The following is an 18,473-nucleotide window of genomic DNA, read 5'->3' as shown; positions in this document are numbered from 1 at the left end:
GGGCATAAAACATATGTTCTATTTATTTGTTTAATTGCATTTTGGGTTTGGGGATATTGGAGTACTCTCGAATTTGTATCGTACCATCCGGCATCTGAACGGCCACTGGCATTTGAGTAAATCGACCCTTCGCGGGGATAATGATAGCGCCATCTTTCGCATCGATTGTTTCTGTTGGGTTCTCTAAAAGTAACTGATCTTTAAGCGCCTGCTGCATTTCAGGAGATAGCTGATCAAAATGTGGGTTGCCGGTTTTCCCAGAATGTATATTAGTATGAGTGGAAGTTGTAGGTGTATTCGTTTTTACACTTGGTGAATTGTGATTGTGCGGGTTTGTTTGGGTGGGTGAAGTTGCCGCCGGACTATGTGAAGGCAATGCCACGTCGATGGCATTATTATCTTTCAAACTAGGCTCAGTTAAAAAATAACCGATTGATAGAACAACGATTACTGTCGCCAGAATACCTATATACTTCATTTTAAATTGCCTTTGAACCGTTTCAATTCACGTAACAGGTTTAAGTTTAGACCCTTATTGGGTCGAGGCATTCAAAAAAATGTAGTGTCTTGTTACTGACTATTTTTGTTCCATGCGCTTTTTAGTTTGCCCGCTAGCCACTGCGGTCAGTGGATCTTCAGGCCATGGGTGCTTGGCGTAGCGGCCGCGGTTTTCTTTGCGTACTTGAGGGTAGGCTTCCTTCCAGAAAAAAGCTAAGTCTTGGGTCATAGCTAAGGGCCTTTGGGCGGGTGAGAGCAAGTGTAAATTCAACTTTAATTTGCCTTGAGCAATGGTGGGGGATTGGCTCATGCCAAAACATTCTTGCAATTTTGCTCTGACCACTGGCGGTGTTTCGTTGTAATCGATTTTTGCTTGACGCTGGGTGGGTAGGGTAAGAGCATCAGGGAACCATTGGTTTAGAGCTTGCTGCGTAGGCCAGTCTAAACGTGACATGAATGCTTGTTTGTAATCTAAATTTTTGATGTTGGTGGTAGCCAAAAACGGGGCGAGCCAATTGTCGCGGTCTTTGATAAGTGCCGTTTCTGATGTATCGGGAAAGTGGTCAGGGAAGTATTCGTGAGCCAGCGCGAGCTTTGCCAGTATTGCTAAGTGATCTTCATTTAGCGGCAAAAATTCAAGGCCTTGTTGTTTGAATTCTTGCAGGTAAAACGCATTTTTTTGCGAAGCGTCGGCGGGTTTAGTGGTTTCACTTAATATAAGTTCCCCCAGTTGCTGGCGGCTGATGATCTGTAGTTGCTGTTTTTCATTGAGCTGTAACGTTTCAACCTGTTTTATTTGCTCTGCAAAAGCACCTTCAATCTCTGTCCGTTCAATATTGCAACATAATCGAATAATGCTTTGTGCGTGCTGACCTTGCTGTTGAGATTGTGAAATATCAGCTACCGCTAAATATTCTGTTGGCTTAATACTGTCACCATGAAATAACTGACACCCCATGCCGCTGCGCAAGCGATAACCTTTGCCTCGCTGCTGGGCAATGCGATCTGGAAACGCCAGCATCAGAAGTAAGCCAGTTTGGTGGCTGTGTAAGCTGCCTTGTTTGATATCTAATGTGCGGACAAGTCGTTTAACCTGTTGAATAATTCGCTGAGCTTTTGCTGCGTTAACCTTAGCCCCTTCAAAAAAGTTGGGCAGTTTAGTTTGTTCAAATAACTGCATACGGGTTTGCAGATCACTATTGGTATCTTGGTAATAAAGTGGGTCACCTTCGGTTAATACAGCTGCTAACACACAAGCGCTGTAGCCTAGCTGCATGTGGTTAGCTTTGATGATCATGTGACTAAGCCGTGGGTGAAGAGGCGTTTGGCTTAATGTGCGCCCGTGTGGTGTTAATTGATTCGATTGCAGTATTTGCAGTTGCTCTAATAGTTGAGTACTGCGTGCAATTTGCTTACTTTCTGGCTGGGTTAAAAAGGTATAGTCATTTAAGTCTAAGTTACCCCATGCGGCCAAACTCAAACAAAACGGTGCAAGGTCACTTTGTTCAATGGCCAGCGGACTAAAGTCACGGCGGCGCTGAAACTCTTCTTGGCTATATAAGCGATAACATGTACCTGCTTGTACACGCCCAGCCCGTCCGGCCCGTTGAATAGCACTGGCTTTACTGGCTTTGATGGTGACCAGTTCATCCATACCTTGGCGTAAGTTAAATTGACTAACACGTTCTAACCCTGAATCAATCACCACGGTGACATTTGGAAGAGTCAAACTGGTTTTGGCAATGTCGGTGGTTAAAATGATTTTTTGAATGGGTTGTTCATTGATGACGCTTTGCTGTTGTTTAGCCGTTAGTTGACCGTGCAGGGGGAAAACTTTCAGGGTCTGCTGGTGTATTTGTGAATCATAGATTGTATTTAATGTGTTTTCGCACTGACGAATTTCTTTTATACCAGGCAAAAATATTAAAATGTCGCCAGTACTTTTTGATAATGCGGTGTGAACAGCATTTTTTACAGCTTGATCTAAATATTGCCCTTGGATGATGTTTTGGGGGTGATACTCAATGGCTACATCAAAACTGCGTCCTTGGCTTTCTATCACAGGGCAATTTAATTGCTTGCCTAGGCTATCACCATCTAAGGTGGCTGACATGATAAGCAGTTGCAGATCATCCCGCAGGTATTCTTGGCACTGTAATGCAAGAGCGAGCCCTAAATCCGTATGCAGGTTGCGCTCATGAAATTCATCAAACAGTATCATGGAACATTGGGGGATGTCGTTTTCTTTGATTAAACGCTGGGATACGATGGCTTCTGTCATGACAACTAAACGAGTGTCTTCGCCCATAACCTTACGTTCACCTGTCATTAGGCCAATGCTCTGGCCTAGGGCTTCGTTAAGCCCTTGAGCAAGGCGCATAGCTACTTGTTCTGCCGCTAAACGTCTTGGTTCTAATAACCAAATTTGCCCGCTATTTTGGCTAAGCGTTTCTAGTAAGGCCAAAGGCAAAAGGGTCGATTTACCGGCTCCTGGAGGGGCTTGCACCACTAGGCGGTTGTGTTGCTCTAGCTTAGCAATCACTTCGGGTAAAACGGTTTGTATAGGTAATTCTGTCATGGTGGGCATTATGCGTGGAACAAAGCACATTTCAAGGGTATATTATTAGGTATATGTCGTATCTGTTTAGTGAGAGTAGCTATGTCTAAACAAAACAAACAAGACAATAATGTGGTGAGTTTTGCTGATGCTCAAGCAGATAAAGTTCATGAGCTTAAAGAAGAAAAAGTAGCACTAATGGCTAAACGGTTTGAATTAGCATTCCCCACAAAAGCAACACCTGTTAAAGACTACCTAAAAAAGAAGCGCAAAAACAAAAAGAAAAAATAATCACGACAATAGCTTGATGGAATCGTCTTCAAAATTACCTGAGTGGTTATAGGTTTCAGTTAATACTATGTGGTTAAGCTAATTTAAATCAGCAGTGTTTAAACTGGCGTTGTCCAAGTTGTCAAATACGCTGTTGTCATTCATTCCTAAACCCATAAATCACCTTTAGTCATCAGTTTTATCACAACCGAAAAATACCATGGTTTAACTTTAGTGTTTGCTCGTTAAATCATAATATGCCGCATTGGTAAGCTTTATAAAGGTTAATAGGTAGAATATAGAGCGGTAAATACCTATAAATTTAAGCAGTTTACCGCTAACTAAAATGTTTATTTGGCCTGTAAAAATGCACCGCATTCAATGTGATGGGTGTATGGGAATTGGTCAAACATAGCAAAACGCGTCACCTTGTGAGTTGCGCTTAATTGCTGCAAGTTAAGCTCTAGTGTGTCTGGGTTGCAACTTATATAAATGATGTTTTTATATTGGCTAATTAATTGGCAACTGTCTTTATCTAATCCGGCTCTTGGAGGATCAACTAAAACGGTTTCAAAGTTAGCGTCTTCTAGGCCAAGTCCAGTTAAACGTTTACGTAGATGGGTGCCGTTCATATGCTCAGTGAATTCTTCTGCACTAACACGAGCAAACGTCACGTTATCAATACCGTTGGCTTGTTTTGCATAGTTTGCGGCATTGATAGAGGTTTTACTGATTTCAGTGGCAAACACACTACGGTATTGATCAGCCAGTGCCAGTGAAAAATTTCCATTCCCGCAATACAGCTCTAATAAATCTGAGTGAGCGTCTTGATGGCAGGCTCTGGCCCAACTCAGCATTTTCTCATTCACTTTGGCGTTAGGCTGGGTAAAGCTGGCTTCAATTTGTTGGTATTGCAATGCGTTATCATCTACGTTTAGGGTTTCCATCACGTATTCTTGATCCAGTAATAAACGCATTTTGCGCGCACGGCCTATTACATGAATATTAAATTGTTGCTTTAACGCCGTAGCCACTTCTATCCATTGATCATCAAGTTGCTTGTGATATATCAGAGTAACCAACATCTCACCGGAAAGCGTATTAAGGTATTCCACTTGAAATAGTTTGTGTTTCAGAATGGTTTGTTCATTAATGGCTGTAATCAGTTTTGGCATTAATTCACAAATCGCCTTACTGGCAATAGGAAAGTCAGTAATTTTTATCGGGTCCGTCTTTGTGCCCGGTGCGAACATAGCGTGGAAGCACTCATCACCTTCGTGCCAAATACGAAATTCTGCCCGTTGGCGAAAGTGCAGCGGTTCACTTTCAAAAACTTGAATATCACCCACATTAAATTGAGTGAATTGTTCTTCAATGAGCTGCTGTTTTTCGGCTAATAAAGTGGAATATTGTTCCGGTACGACTTGGTGCATTCACCGCTACCTAGGATAAACATAAAGGGGCGCATTATAGGGCAAAGCGGCCTGACAACCAATGTTCTAAGCTATAGACAATGAATTCATGACTTTTCTTTGCTTTCAAACACTTGTTTGAATACCCTGTGTGATATTGAGCTAAGCTACCAGTATGTAAAGGTGGCATTGATAGGTAATGAAAATGAATGAAGTAACACAACAACTAATTGATTTGCTGTCGGTTAAGTTTCTCCATAAAGGGCCGCAAACCTTTTTGTATCGTGGTGAATGTGAAGATATTGGTCTCAAGAATTTGTTTGGTGGGCAAATTTTGGGTCAATCACTCAACGCAGCTATTCAGGCGGCACCAGATGGTTATTTACCCCATTCTATGCATGCGTATTTTCTGTTGCCTGGACACATTAATAGCTATGTAGATTATAAAGTGGAAATTCTTAGGCAGGGGCGTAGTTTTGCCTCAATGCGAGTTGACGCTATTCAGGATGGCAAAATCATCCTCACCCAAAACACCAGCTTCCATACCCCTGAGGGAGGGTTTGAACACCAAGATACTATGCCCAATGTGCCTGAACCTGAGGGTTTAATGTCGCAGGTGGAAATTGCACGCTCATACGCGGAGATGATTCCAGAGTCCTTACGAGAAAAACTGACCAACGAAAAACCGTTAGATACACGTCCTGTTAATCCTATTAATGTATTCAAACCAGAAAAAACCGAGCCACACAGTAATATATGGTTCAAATCAATTAACGATTGGAGCTCTCAGGACTTAGCCATGCATTACTCGCTATTGGCATACAGTACCGATTTCAGCTTACTAGCGGCAGCATTAAAGCCACATGGGGTGTCATATCACAGTAAAGGTATGCAAATGGCCAGTTTGGATCATGTGATCTGGTTTCACCATAAACCGCGCATTGATGACTGGATGTTATACAGCATGAAAAGTCCGGTAGCGGCAAACGGGAGGGGATTAAGCTTTGGCCATATATACCATAAAGATGGGCAATTAATGGTCAGTGTGGCCCAAGAAGGTCTAATTAGGCAGCGAGATAAATAATTAAAGGGGCAAAAGCCCCTTTTTTATTGCAAGAATATATTGCGTTCAGCACGCTTTTTCGCGTCTTCTTCATCTTCTTGGTATTGATGGAATTCTTGAACACTTTTGCGTTGTTCAAAAAACTTCTCGGTGGAATCTATGTCCTGATTAGAGTTGAAGTGATATAACACACCTAACAGTATAAGGGTTGCAGTTATAGCTAAAAATTTTATCAGGGATCGTGTGTTACTGTTTAAGGTGTCGTATTTCGCTTTAAATCGATTTTCACGCACTGGTGAGGGTTTTGCCATGACATTATCCCTGTCTGTGATTTATACATAAAGACTAGCAGAGAACCCTCATTTAGGTACGTAGGAAGAGGGAGCATTTATCAGTCGTGCCATGTTGTCGTGGGCAAAGGACATTTCAACCATCACTGCTGAGAATTACACAGTAATTAGGTAGCAAATCGACCTAGGAGGCTCCCTTGCTCTTTATAGCTACTATTAGTTAATTAAAGGTTACGATATAGGTCATGAATGAGGCCTAGATTTGGCTGATACTGTCTAGTAAAGACAATCGGTGATGCTTGATTTTGCAATACTGCTAAGCTTATACGATGGGATAGTTGGATAACATATTTTGAAACATCTTTTAATTCTTTTGTGCGCTGTATATACAAACATCGTACTGGCAGAAACCAGCAGTCATCAGGGGATGTATGCATCCTCTGTGTATTACTGGTTTGAGCCAACAGGAAAGCAATATACAGTCGATGAGGTAAGAGATGATGCCAGTTGGGAAAAACTAGATGGCGAATTAAATTTTGGTTATACCAAAAAACCCCTATGGTTTATGCAAAACTTGAAAGTGTTTCGTAAAGGTGAGTGGATATTACAGTTAGGGTTTCAGCTTATTGATTATGTGGACTTGTATGTTTATGTCGAAGGTGAACTATCACAAGAATTACACACTGGTGACGCCTTACCGTATGGGAACCGCCCCTACAAAGTACCTTATTTTCTATTAGAGATCGAAAACGAAAAACCTGAGTCGATAGTTGTTATTGGACGCCTTCAATCCAGCGGCGTCATGTTAATGCCCATTAAGTGGTGGGATAAGGAAAAATTTGTTGAACATTTGCTCATTGAGCACAATGTGTTCAGTGCATTTTATGCCGTACTCATAATCATGACGATCTATCACTTGTTTGTTTTTTTAGTCACAAGAGAAAAAAGTTACCTATATTTTGTGCTGTCAGTGGCGAGTTATATTTTACTGAGAATAGCCTTTGATGGACGTGGTTTTGCTTGGCTTTGGCCTAACCTTCCTGAGATCAATAATTATATCTTCCATACCTTTTATTTGCTTTATCAAGTGGCCATTCTCACGTTTATATCGACTTTTCTTGAATTAAAAAACAGTAGTAAATGGCTGTATAAAATCAGCATTCTCTTTAGAGCGATATCTATTGTTTTATTGATTGGGAACTTCTTCCTAGAATACAGTTTCACATCACCAATAATTTTATTCTTTGGCTCAATGGTCCTCGTTTATGGCATATTTTCAGGCTCATATCTTTGGTATCGAGGCAATAAAGGAGCTCGTTTCTTTACTTTAGCTTGGGCGGTATTCTTATTTGGTTTTTTGATGGTGAACTTAAGAGGTTTTGGGGTTTTTGATACCTCATGGTTCATTAATTACGTTGTGTTAGTTGGGTCTTTATTGCAAGTATTGCTATTTGCTTTTTCATTAGCTGACCGTATTCAAGTAATTAATCATCAAAAGTTAACCGCCGAGAAAGCACTTGTTAAAAGTAAAGACGATCATCTACAGGTATTAAAACGTTTTCAAAATTTATACGAAAACAGCCCGATTGGTAATTTTCAAAGTGATAATAAATTTCGTTTAACCAGTGTAAATAAAGCTTGTTCACAGGTTTTTGGATTTGAAGACCAAAGAGAGATGCTATCGACCTTTACTGATATTCGGGAGTATTTAGAATCCCCATATGAAGAATTCCAAGGTATGGTGCGAAAAGCAACATTAAGCCAAGCATCTATTGATAATGAGCTGCTTATAAAAAATGCACAAGGAGAATTACGCTGGATAAGCGTTAATTTAAATTACATTAGTTCGGATGTACAAATGGGCTATGAAGGCACAGTGCAAGATATTACCGAACGCAAACAAGCGGATATGTTAAAAGCTGAGCTGGATCAAGAACGGTTAAAAGTCATGGAGCAATTCTCTTTAGGGATAGCAAAAGAAATCAGTATTCCTTTGGGCTCTAACGTTGCTACCACCTCATTTATGCGTGAAGGTCTAGATGACTTAGTCGAATTAGAAAAGCAATCAAAACTCAGTAAAGACGATTATCAAAACTATTTTGATTTAGTGCGCAGTTCCTTAGGTTTAGTATCGAGTAATCAAAAACGAATTACGAGAGTAGTGAAACGTTTCAGAGAGGTATCCAGCTGGCACCAAAACTTAAAACTAAGCCACGTAGAGGTATTATCTGAATTAGAAAACGTTGTGAATTCGCAACGATGGAGAATGGCAGGTTGGCGTGTGGATATTAATTGTGACCCTGAGTTGAACATTTATACATATCAACAGGCTATTAACTCTATCATTATTCAGCTTATTGATAATGCGTTAGTCCATAGCCAAGCGGATAAAGAGAGCTCGCCTATTATCACTATTTCAGTGACTAAAGATAAGCAAGACAATATCAATATATTGTTTGTTGATAATGGGATCGGTATTAAAAAAGAACTGGTAAAAAATCTGTGCAAACCTTTCTTCACAACTGACAAGGGTTATGATGGTCACATAGGTTTAGGTTTATATATGATTTACAATTTAGTGTGTATTGCTTTTAAAGGACGGATCTTCTTTCCTGTATCAGGGGAAGGGTTTGCCATACAAATGGTGATTCCAGCACATTTAGAGTAAATGAGGCAAAAAAAAACGAACCATAAAGTTCGTTTTTTTAAAGCATTGACTTAATTATTTAAATCCCACCTACCTGTTTAAATGGCATATTTTGTGGTTTTACATTTCTTAAGTCGGTTAAATGATTTTTTAAATCTTGCCATAAATACTGAGCATCAGAATTATCATCCACATGGCGCCTTAATAAAAACAAGGCGGTTTCAACTTCAGTAATAATGTTGTCCCAATGTTTCAATTCATAATGACAAATGGCCATATAGCCTGCATACATTGGGTTGTTTAAAAAATGTTCATCCCATTGGGATAATGCATTCAAATAATGTAAGCAAAGACCATAACGGTGGCCCTTATAGTGAGAGCGTGCTTGATAGGCATAGTATCCAGCGAACCATTTATCTAACCCTAACCACATATGTTTCCCCTTTATTCACCCTAAGTATAGTTCACGGTTTTAAGATGGTTAGGGAAACATTAATATTCTTTATATTTTACAGTTATTTGTAATATGCCGCTAAGCTACCAACGGTAACCCAGCATAATAGGAGTGAAACTAAAGGTTATGCCAAGGCTGCTAGCTCCCTCCTCAGAAGTAAGAAAATAGCCGCCAATGCCCACCTCACCAAGAGGCAAGCCGAACAAACTAGCCCCAGTGTACGTTTGTGGATAGAGGTTAAGACTTAGCTGGGCGAAAGGCTCATAGCTTAAAGTCACACTACCCATAAGTGAGCCTTTTCTGTCCCAATAAATATTGACTGAACGGTTATATAAGTCGGCAATTTCGGAGGCTGTGAAGTTGGTTTTACGTTCTAGTTTTTCAACTTTTTTATGGGGTTTAGTGACACCCACATCTGTGCCCCATAACACGCTGATGGTGTCATCTGCATTTAAAGGGTAAGCAAGCCCCAAGCCGGAGGCAGGCATGCCGGTAATAATGGCAAGTTGTGTATCAGAAAAGAAACCCAAGTGAGAACGAAAGTAATACTGCTCCCCTTGATTAAAAATAGCCCCGTCTTGTGGGTCGATGATGGCTTGTCCGGGCCAGTAGTAATAATTTAGATAATCATTATTAAATAGTTTGGCGAACCCATCGAACGAAAAGGCGATAATCCCTGCCATGTTAAAATAAAAATCCGCCAAAGGGTCAAGGCGCTGCTCCCAAGGTAGTTCGTGCTCAACTACCTCGTTAGTGAATTGCGCCGCTAAAGTGGTGGCAATGGCTTTGATCTTGGCCTGCATAGGGCTATCAGGGTTTTCATACAGGTAATACTCCTCTAGTTTGCGGGAAAGCATACCTTCGCCTAAAAAATGCAAAAAGTAATTAGGCAACCAAGCCCCAGAGGGATGAGCAAAGGGAATGAATTCTTTATCAAGGGATTCTTGTGTACCACCGGACTCTTTAAATACGTCAGTTTGGCTGGTTAGACTGCTTTCTACATGCTTCCAACCCTCTTGCCAGTGGATGTATCTTAATTGTGGCTGAGTGCCTAAGCGCCCAGGTACCACTAAGCCCACGTTGACCATCACATTCCAAAAGCCAAATTGCGCTTCCGAGCCATATTGCTGCCCAAAGTAAAAATAGTTAGCTTGCTCAATGGGTAGCGTTTCAGCTTGACTCAATTTAGGCAGGTTCTGATGAGTTAAAGACTTGTTGTCAGTGTAGCTTGTGTCTTCTGCGAAAGCCTCATGGAACGTCAGCAAGCCAGTGCTGAATAGGGCGCTAATGGTTAAAACAATCAAACGGAACAAAGCGGTGAACCCATGGGTGAAATTTGGGGTAAGGATACTGATGATTAGAGGGAATGACAAAAAGGATTTCTAACACAGGGGGGTTAAATAGAGGGATGGAGCTGAGTCTCTTATTAAGGCAGGCAAGCTGCTAATTTACGATACTGGCTGCTGACCCTGATTTTATTATTAGCAGCTGCCTAGTATGCAGTCACTGGTGACGGATACCCCTTTTTGTAAAAGGTATTGTTTTTTCTTTTGGCTATTGATCACCCAAACATTGATTTGTTTATTTTGCCCCTGCCAGTATTCAATGAATGGATCAGTGGCAAGGGTATATTCAGGCTCAACAATGGAAACACCCAAGTAATCCATAAAAAATGGCTGCTGAAAGATATAATTTAAAACAAAAGAGTAGGGCGGGTGTGATAAAAGCCCCAGTGCCGTGGTTATATTAGGCTCGATACTGCGTACATAATATAAAAGTCTTGGGTCAAACGAAGAGACAAACCCTTGCTCATAAAAGTCGTATTTTAAGAATAAAGCCTGAATCGCTTTGGCCATGGCAAAGTGATTGTGTATTTCGGTTTTCAATTCAATTTCTAATGTAATATTTAAATTTTTGGCCAATTTAATAGCCGACTCTAAACTGGGAATGTGCCATGTGCTAGCGGCACCTGTTTGCCTGTCTTTTAGTGGTATGGCCAATAGCTGATCTGCACTTAGGTTACTCACTAAGCCTTCGTTTAGGGTGGTATGACGAATATCTTGATCATGTATCACAACAGGCACTAAGTCTTTACTTTGCATGACATCAATCTCAACGGCGTTTGCTCCAATATCATAAGCGGCTTGAATGGCCGCTAAGCTGTTTTCAGGGGCTTTTTCATAATACCCTCGATGGGCAAAAACCAATGCTGAGAAATTGCGTTGCACAGAAGGCTCCGGTAACGCAGTGATGAAATAGAAGGCCAATGCAATCACACACAGGAGTCCTTGTCCGTAAACACAGTATTTAATGACACTCATTAAATTAATCCTAATGCGGTAGCGCTGATACCCAATAAAAAGTGCAATAAACACACACCAATTAGGGTGCCATGGCGACGATATACCATACCAAATAGTAAGCTACTGATAAAAATAGCCAGTGCAATGGACAGGGATAAGTGAACATGAAAAGCAGCAAAAATAATACTGACGATGATCACGGGCTTTAGGCTTGTGTAATCATTTAATATACGACAGGCGTAAGCTAAACCCACTCCTCGTGCCACAAATTCTTGCCCTATAGTGTGAGGTAAATAACTCACACAATAAAACCATAACTGACTACTACTGTATCGCTCTAGGTCTCCCCAATGGAAAAAAGCCGCTAAGGGTTCATGGGCCAACATCTTTGCTAAAAGCAAAACGGAGATTAATAGGGCAAATATAAAAAGAGATTCAATAATCGCATGTGAAGTGTTTTTTGTGGTTAAGCCAATTTCTGCCCATGTAAAGCCTAAATTGCGAATGGAAAGAGCTGTGGGCACCACTAGCAAAAAAAGGAACAACCAGCGTATGGCGGTTTGTATTTCAATAGGCTCTTGAGTGTAATCCGGTATTAAACCTGTGATAAAAAAACACCATACAGTCATGATGTAAAAGCGTAGGTAAAGGGTGCGGTCTTGCTCACGTTGAACGACAGTGTATGTGTCACTTTGAACACTGGTTTTAAGGGTACTAACGGTGTCGGGCTTACTTTCGGCTAATTTCATGGTGTTTGTTTATGGGTTTGTTTTTAAAGAGACATCAGCCGCGCTAATTACATTAAGATGATGCTAATGTTCAAGATGTTGAGCTTAATTTAAAAAATTGCTGGCTATCTTACCTTATAAAGACTTTCAAATCAGGTTGGTATAAAACCTATGAGCCTTATGGGATAGATATGATACAACGCTGGTTTATTGGGAGGTTAGCTTTAAGATGCAAAATTGATAAAAATTAATTGATGAACTTATATTCCGCTTGAAGGTTTTTATCGCTGCTGTTGGAATATGGCTAACCCTGCACAATTCGTATCGTCTAAGATAACGGAAAAATACGTTTTGAGAGGAGTTGTTAATAGTAAAAAAACATAGCAAACAAGCATGAAAAATGCCGAGTTAAATGATTAACTCGGCATTTTTTGGGATCAATTAAGCAAAAGACTCGTTTTGATCTTTTATTGCTTGGGCTTGTTGTTTCATTGATTTTTCTAAATCTTTTGGTAAATGTTTAGCCGCTAATAAACAAAGGGCCATAGCAATTAAACCTACAAATGACACACCAGCAATGGCATAGCGCAGTGAGTCAGCACCATAACTACTAGCAAGAGCATCACTAGCAATACCAACTGTTAATGGTCCTAAACCTAAGCCAATTAAGTTTAAAATAAAAAATAAAACAGCAGATGCCATGGCACGCATACTCGGAGGAACAAGCGTATGGGTAATTGCAATGGTTGGCCCTAAGTATAATGAACCCAACATAGTCGCCATAAAAATATACATAAGTGCCATATCAGCCTGTGGCGTAAACATGGCAAAAACATTAATTGGAGTGACAATTAAAGCCGGAATAGCGGGCACCCATAAGTACCAGCGAATGTCTTTTTGACCAAATTTATCGGCTAAATAACCACCCATATAAGTACCAATAGCACCACCAATCCCTGTCGTAAGCATCAAACTTGTGCCGACCTGTAGGCTATCAAACCCATGGGAGCGCATCAAAAAAGAAGGTAAAAAATTACCAATGCCGTAACTAACAAATGCAGTCACACCTGCCGCCAGCGAAAAATAACGGAAAGAAGTTAACTGCCATAGGGTTTTAAGTGTTTCTTTAAAGGAGGTTTTTTCAATATTCGTGTTACCGTCCATTATACCGCGAACGGGTTCACGAATGGTGAAACGCACTAGCAAAGCAATAAGCAAACCAGGAATACCGACGGCAAATAAAGCCACACGCCAGCCGTAATACTGGTTAATTAGACCTCCCAAGCCAAAGCCAATAAAAATGCCGATATAAACCCCCATTGAATAAAACGACATGGCGCGGCCACGCTCTTTGGCTGGGTAGTAATCAGAAATAATAGAATGAGAAGGGGGGCTGCCACCAGCTTCACCAACACCCACACCAATACGAGCAAGCAACAATTGAGTAAAGTTTTGAGCAAGCCCTGTTAGAGCTGTCATGCCGCTCCAAACGGTAATCGCCGCTGCGATAATATTTCGACGATTGCTCACATCGGCCAGTCGAGCAATAGGAATCCCCATGCTCACATAAAAGGCCGCAAACGCTAAGCCTGTTAATAAACCCAGTTGCGAATCTGATAGTCCCATATCTAATTTAATGGACTCAGATAGTACTACGAGAATTTGGCGATCAATAAAATTGAACGCATACACTAGGGTGAGTAGTACCAGAACATAATGCCGGTAATACTTAGACGCGCTTGGCGGTGTTGCAGGAGTCATGATGAAATCCTTTTTTTGTTATTTTAGGCAGACTACTGTTTTATCTTGTTTTTCAATTAAACAATGTAAACCATGTGACATTTCCATGTGAAGTTTGTTTTTGATAGGTCGGCGTATTTTTACCAATTTATAGACGATTCAGGAACTGCTTAAAAGTGATATCGCAAGCCAGTAAGATAACAATGTAAACTATTTTAAGAGGATGTTGTGCCTAAATTTTAGTTTTTACTCGTTATCAAAGCTGGATATGCAGGTAACCGTGAGTTACTTTGAACAAGTTTTATAAGGAAAGTATCCTCAGAAGAATATCGAAGCTGTGTATAAAGCCTAAAAGGAATTAAACAAAATATGCGAATCAGGCTATTTCAGGTAGAAGATACAGACCAGCTTAATCAAATAGCGGTTGAAGCCTTCTCGCAATTCGAACACCACTATTCCGATTGGCAATCCCTCATCACAGCCGTTGGTAATATGGCCAACCTTGCACAAAGCGCACATTTATTCGTCGCCGAAGATGACGGAAAAATTGTAGGTGGTGTTGCGTTAGTGCCACCTAATGACAACCCCAATAGCCACTTTGATAAAACATGGACTGCCATTCGTATGTTAGTGGTATCCCCTGAATATCGTGGTAAAGGTATCGGCAAAGCATTAACCCACACGTGCCTTGATCATGCTAAACAGTCAGACGTTAAAACCATAGGTTTGCATACTAGCCCTATTATGGAAGTTGCATTGGCCATGTATCAGCGCATGGGGTTTGAGAAGTTTAAAGATATCGACCCGATATTTGGGGTAGAGTACGGGGTTTATAAGTTAGAGTTGTAAGGTTTTCATTTGTTGCAGGGCAGCCTTCTGCCTGAAATTGATGGTGATTTGCCATTGTGGGAGGGCGCTGGCGCGCGACAGATATATTAAGTGCGTATCCAAAGCACTTATCATGCTCTTTGAGTACACTTCGTTCGCGGGGCACGCCGTGTGCGATATTTTTAGATTGTGAATTATTGGAGTTATTGCAAACTGGGAAGTTAACGCCAGCACGGGTTTTCTTTCTCGGGATTGCATCCCGGACCCTGCTTCGCGGCTAGCCTCACGCCGCCAGCCTAATAGATTTAACTGGGTTTTGGTGATGCGTCGCTCGGATGCCGCAGGTTGGTAACGTTACAGGTTTTGTTTCCGATTGGTTCTGGGAAGATAGTGTTAAATTGGATTTTTGAGTTAGACTTTGGGTGATTGATGTTATTGAAAGATAATTATCAATCTCTTATTTTTGAAAATTATAGGGAAACTTAATATGAAGATGTTACCTGCTATACCAACAGATAATTACTATAAATTTCTTGCATTATTAGGTAGTTGGATGATGTTTGGTGTATTTCTTTTATTTGTTTGGATTATTTATCTAGAATATGAAATTGAGGAAAGAAATATAGCTATAAGTTCTTATTTTTCAGCAGAAGGATCTCTTCGTGATATACAAAATAGGTTGAACTCTATTAATACGGGTGAGTTTGATGATAATAAATTGGACTGGGTTCCAAGTAATTGGAATTTGGATCAAGAAAAACGTATTTTAGAGCATGCAAAGAATGAAAATTCCAAAACAGTTTTGGTTAATAAATGGGCGGTAGAAACTTCTATAGATAGTAAAACTAAGTTTTTAGATAATCCTAAAGTAATAATTCTTGGTCTTTTATACCTGATTGTAGCATTAGTTTCGATTGTTCTTGGATTCTGGAGATGGAAAGAAGATTTGCATGATTTAGATGTGAAATTGAAAAAAAATAATATTGAACTTTTAAATAAATCTATAGAAAAAATTGATTATGAAATAAAAATATTAAAGAAAAATTCGAGATATAGATTTAGAAAAACTAGATGATTAACTATTTATTTAGTTAGCGATTGATTGTAGATAATGATTTTTTTATAATTTTATTGGCTATTAAAAAGGAAAAAATATGAACTTAACAGTTGGTGAGTTAAAAAAGATATTGAATCTTTATCCGGATGATATGAGATTAGATTTTAGCGGTTTGGATTTCTACAGGATTAAACAAAGAAGTGATAAACTATTGCAAGTTGAGTTTAATCAGCTTGTTTATAAAAACGAGGAAAATAATCAGGTAATTATCGAAAATTTGGATTAATTAATTATCATAATTTACGAGTATTTTTTAAGATTAAGAAAAATGCAGCCGAGGCTGCGTTTCATCTCCCATCTAACATTCCTCATCTCCTAGCCCAAAAACCTACAGTTTCACATCCCGTAAAAATTCTCATGGGAACCCAGTGCCATTAACTCTAAAATCAAGGTGCCATCGTTATAGCTGTAACCCAGTAGGGTGAGCTGTTTATTCATTTGAAACTTATGCTCACGCAAAAAGGCGAGGACGACTTTTTCTGCTTGCCAAGGGTTGAGTCTTGCATTAGGGCTTTGACGGTGACATCTAAATCTTTCTTTTGATTGGGTTTGAGCTTTATCACCGCTTTTTTAAAGGTGGGCGTTTGTAAAACGCTGACCACCTTAGTCAAATTCGTAGGGTAAATCTGGGTTGTCTTCCATCATTTCGCCGATTTTAGCCCAGTGTTCGATTTGTTTGGGAGTAGTGCGGTTTAAGGCTTTGGCCATGATGGTGGCTTTGTCGATAACCTCTTGGTCTAGTCGAATGCTGCTGGTGGCCATGGCGGTATCCTGTTGTAGATGATATTTTGTATAGTGTAGCAATATGCATCACATTTCAGTTTCATGGCTACAAACAAAAAACGCAGCCTCTGCTGCATTTTTCATCTCTCATATAACGTTCCACATCTCACGAACCTAAGCGTCTCGCTTCTTATAAACAAAATACAACATAGGAATCAAAATCAGCGTAAACAAGGTATTGATTAATTTACCAAAGGTTAAGTTAATGGTTAGCCTATTAAGGATCGGGATCTGCTCTGTAAAGAGTGCAACATTTTTTGCAAGAACAGCTAGAAAAAGGATCTATTCAAGTTATGTACAATCAGGTAAGTTCCGAAATTATCTATATAACCAAGAACGACCAGAACAAATACAGTAAAGCGTATGAAAGAACTTACAATACAAGGAAGTGGATTAAATTCGTATAGTATTAAGACTGTTCGATGGAGGTTCTCACATAAGTGGTCCATATTTATTGATATATTTTCAATTAATTAGCTGAGTAGTTACCTTTATGCTAACGTAATCGGCCTGCAATCAGGACTTATCTTGGATAAAAATGCTAAGCACAAAACTGAATCAAATATATTTATTTATGCTTCCCGGTTTATTAATGGCTATGACCGGAGTAGGGGTGGGTGATCTTGCAACTGCGGGTTTTACTGGGGCACAGTTGGGTACGACGGTTTTGTGGGCCGTTGTGTTAGGGGGAATATTTAAGTTTGTTCTGACAGAAGGTATTGCTCGTTGGCAGTTGGCTTCGAATACATCGATTATCCAAGGTGGCATTCATCACATTAAAAAACCTTTTATAATTTTTATGGTTATCTATTTTGTGCCTTGGTGTTGGTTTGTAGGTGGCGCGCTTATTAATGCAGCGGGTGTTGCCGCAAAAGAATTGGCTTTTTTGATGGGGTTTGAAATAACTAAAATAAGCGGTGGGATTTTTCATAGTGTTTTAGCGCTGATTTTATTATTTGTAGGCAAACAGGCGTTATTTTCGAAAGTAATGAGCGTTTTGGCGGTGTTATTATTTGCGACGGTTATTACGTGTGCGTTTATGATACCGGTTAATATTGCCGATATTGTATCTGGATTATTCGTCCCTGTTATTCCAGACGAACCAGAAGCGTTAAGCTGGACGTTAGCCTTAATGGGTGGGGTGGGCGGCACGTTGACAGTGTTGTGTTATGGATATTGGCTGGCCAACAGTGAAAGAGAAGGTGTGAGCGGTTTAAATACGAGTCGGTGGGATATTGGTATCAGCTATGCTCTAACCTGTTTGTTTGGTATTGCCATGGTGGTAATAGGCTCGGTAGCGGTGCAAAACGGGAAGGGGTTAAGTTTATTATTAAGCGTGAGTCAGTATTTTTCAAATACAGTGCATCCTTTTTTGGGCGGACTATTTCTCGTGGGTGCATGGGCGGCGATTTTCTCCAGTTTACTTGGTGTTTGGCAGGCGGTGCCATTGATTTTTGCCGATGCAGTTCATAGTTTAAAAGGCGATAAAATGTCACTTAATGCATTACCCAATACCCGACTCTATAAAATATGGTTAGTTGTTTTAGCGGTGGTTCCTATGCTGGCGTTAGTGATGCCATTTAAGGAGATTCAAAAACTCTATTCGGTTGTAGGCGCCTTCTTCATGCCGATATTGGCCATGACCCTATTGTGGTTAAATAATAAACATGTAAGCACTGAGTTTAAAAATGGTTTTTTATTGAATGTGGCACTGATTGTTGTTCTGTTCTTTTTTGTGTTCGCCATGATTTACAAGTGGGCGTAAGGTTTCTTTTTTAAAGTC

General features: G+C 40.1%; 18 protein-coding genes and 1 pseudogene. 7 read left to right on the top strand and 12 right to left on the bottom strand.

What is annotated here, in order from left to right; translation table 11 throughout:
* Positions 1-22: 22 nt before the first annotated feature.
* Together ABWV45_RS06060 and hrpB are read right to left on the bottom strand one after the other, a co-directional pair.
* A complete protein-coding gene (locus ABWV45_RS06060; RefSeq protein WP_353349719.1) occupies positions 23-478 on the bottom strand; it encodes a hypothetical protein in 456 nt (151 codons plus the stop codon).
* A 99-nt stretch (positions 479-577) separates the two neighbouring features.
* A complete protein-coding gene (gene hrpB / locus ABWV45_RS06055) occupies positions 578-3,076 on the bottom strand; it encodes an ATP-dependent helicase HrpB (RefSeq protein ID WP_353349717.1) in 2,499 nt (832 codons plus the stop codon).
* Between the two features lie 81 nt (positions 3,077-3,157).
* Here hrpB and ABWV45_RS06050 point away from each other — a divergent pair, with 81 nt between their 5' ends.
* Positions 3,158-3,346: a tRNA (uracil-5-)-methyltransferase gene (locus ABWV45_RS06050; protein ID WP_353349715.1), complete on the top strand. Its 189-nt coding sequence runs from the start codon at positions 3,158-3,160 to the stop codon at positions 3,344-3,346.
* Positions 3,347-3,675: 329 nt separating this feature from the next.
* On the opposite strand, the gene trmA is transcribed toward ABWV45_RS06050, so the two are convergent.
* Positions 3,676-4,758, bottom strand: a complete 1,083-nt coding sequence (gene trmA, locus ABWV45_RS06045; RefSeq protein ID WP_353349713.1) for a tRNA (uridine(54)-C5)-methyltransferase TrmA — start codon at positions 4,756-4,758, stop codon at positions 3,676-3,678.
* A gap of 184 nt (positions 4,759-4,942) precedes the next feature.
* Here trmA and ABWV45_RS06040 point away from each other — a divergent pair, with 184 nt between their 5' ends.
* The gene (locus ABWV45_RS06040; RefSeq protein WP_353349711.1) at positions 4,943-5,821 is read left to right on the top strand and encodes an acyl-CoA thioesterase domain-containing protein; all 879 of its coding nucleotides are present in this window, start codon (positions 4,943-4,945) and stop codon (positions 5,819-5,821) included.
* A 23-nt stretch (positions 5,822-5,844) separates the two neighbouring features.
* Here ABWV45_RS06040 and ABWV45_RS06035 read toward each other — a convergent pair whose 3' ends face one another.
* The gene (locus ABWV45_RS06035; RefSeq protein ID WP_353349709.1) at positions 5,845-6,111 is read right to left on the bottom strand and encodes a hypothetical protein; all 267 of its coding nucleotides are present in this window, start codon (positions 6,109-6,111) and stop codon (positions 5,845-5,847) included.
* A 331-nt stretch (positions 6,112-6,442) separates the two neighbouring features.
* Here ABWV45_RS06035 and ABWV45_RS06030 point away from each other — a divergent pair, with 331 nt between their 5' ends.
* Entirely contained in the window at positions 6,443-8,758 is a 2,316-nt protein-coding gene (locus ABWV45_RS06030) for a 7TM diverse intracellular signaling domain-containing protein (RefSeq protein ID WP_353349707.1), read from the top strand.
* 58 nt (positions 8,759-8,816) lie between these two features.
* Here the strand turns inward: ABWV45_RS06030 and ABWV45_RS06025 are convergent, their stop codons facing one another.
* The 5 genes from ABWV45_RS06025 to ABWV45_RS06005 form a co-directional block, all read right to left on the bottom strand.
* Positions 8,817-9,170, bottom strand: coding sequence for a hypothetical protein (locus tag ABWV45_RS06025; RefSeq protein ID WP_353349706.1), 354 nt, complete (start codon positions 9,168-9,170; stop codon positions 8,817-8,819).
* Positions 9,171-9,274: 104 nt separating this feature from the next.
* Positions 9,275-10,564: a hypothetical protein gene (locus ABWV45_RS06020; protein ID WP_353349704.1), complete on the bottom strand. Its 1,290-nt coding sequence runs from the start codon at positions 10,562-10,564 to the stop codon at positions 9,275-9,277.
* A gap of 108 nt (positions 10,565-10,672) precedes the next feature.
* The gene (locus ABWV45_RS06015; RefSeq protein WP_353349702.1) at positions 10,673-11,512 is read right to left on the bottom strand and encodes a glycerophosphodiester phosphodiesterase; all 840 of its coding nucleotides are present in this window, start codon (positions 11,510-11,512) and stop codon (positions 10,673-10,675) included.
* A complete protein-coding gene (locus tag ABWV45_RS06010; protein ID WP_353349700.1) occupies positions 11,512-12,243 on the bottom strand; it encodes a CPBP family intramembrane glutamic endopeptidase in 732 nt (243 codons plus the stop codon). The genes ABWV45_RS06015 and ABWV45_RS06010 overlap by 1 nt, the downstream gene beginning before the upstream one ends.
* Before the next feature lie 420 nt (positions 12,244-12,663).
* Positions 12,664-13,983 carry a spinster family MFS transporter gene (locus ABWV45_RS06005; RefSeq protein ID WP_353349698.1) on the bottom strand — a complete coding sequence of 440 codons (1,320 nt, stop codon included), beginning with the start codon at positions 13,981-13,983 and terminating at the stop codon, positions 12,664-12,666.
* 348 nt (positions 13,984-14,331) lie between these two features.
* Between ABWV45_RS06005 and ABWV45_RS06000 the strand changes: the two genes are divergently transcribed.
* The 3 genes from ABWV45_RS06000 (at position 14,332) to ABWV45_RS05990 (ending at position 16,133) form a co-directional block, all read left to right on the top strand.
* Complete coding sequence (locus tag ABWV45_RS06000; protein WP_353349696.1) at positions 14,332-14,811, top strand: GNAT family N-acetyltransferase; 480 nt, start codon at positions 14,332-14,334, stop codon at positions 14,809-14,811.
* Between the two features lie 466 nt (positions 14,812-15,277).
* Entirely contained in the window at positions 15,278-15,865 is a 588-nt protein-coding gene (locus ABWV45_RS05995) for a hypothetical protein (protein WP_353349694.1), read from the top strand.
* A 79-nt stretch (positions 15,866-15,944) separates the two neighbouring features.
* Positions 15,945-16,133 carry a hypothetical protein gene (locus ABWV45_RS05990; RefSeq protein ID WP_353349692.1) on the top strand — a complete coding sequence of 63 codons (189 nt, stop codon included), beginning with the start codon at positions 15,945-15,947 and terminating at the stop codon, positions 16,131-16,133.
* Positions 16,134-16,243: 110 nt separating this feature from the next.
* Here the strand turns inward: ABWV45_RS05990 and ABWV45_RS15515 are convergent, their stop codons facing one another.
* The 3 genes and pseudogenes from ABWV45_RS15515 to ABWV45_RS05980 all read right to left on the bottom strand — a co-directional run.
* The gene (locus ABWV45_RS15515; protein ID WP_502914663.1) at positions 16,244-16,345 is read right to left on the bottom strand and encodes a type II toxin-antitoxin system RelE/ParE family toxin; all 102 of its coding nucleotides are present in this window, start codon (positions 16,343-16,345) and stop codon (positions 16,244-16,246) included.
* Positions 16,342-16,470: a hypothetical protein gene (locus ABWV45_RS15510; RefSeq protein ID WP_502914664.1), complete on the bottom strand. Its 129-nt coding sequence runs from the start codon at positions 16,468-16,470 to the stop codon at positions 16,342-16,344. The genes ABWV45_RS15515 and ABWV45_RS15510 overlap by 4 nt, the downstream gene beginning before the upstream one ends.
* A gap of 46 nt (positions 16,471-16,516) precedes the next feature.
* Positions 16,517-16,669 (bottom strand): annotated as a pseudogene (locus ABWV45_RS05980) (TA system antitoxin ParD family protein); the annotation flags it as partial.
* 559 nt (positions 16,670-17,228) lie between these two features.
* Between ABWV45_RS05980 and ABWV45_RS05975 the strand changes: the two are divergent.
* Positions 17,229-18,455 (top strand): Nramp family divalent metal transporter, encoded by a 1,227-nt coding sequence (locus ABWV45_RS05975; protein WP_353349690.1) that lies wholly within the window; start codon positions 17,229-17,231, stop codon positions 18,453-18,455.
* The last annotated feature ends 18 nt before the right edge of the window (positions 18,456-18,473 follow it).

The sequence above is a fragment of the Oceaniserpentilla sp. 4NH20-0058 genome (assembly GCF_040371755.1).
Classification (GTDB): domain Bacteria; phylum Pseudomonadota; class Gammaproteobacteria; order Pseudomonadales; family Oceanobacteraceae; genus Bermanella.
The sequence above is the reverse complement of the archived record's forward strand: the minus strand, read 5'-3'. Positions and strand labels throughout refer to the sequence as shown.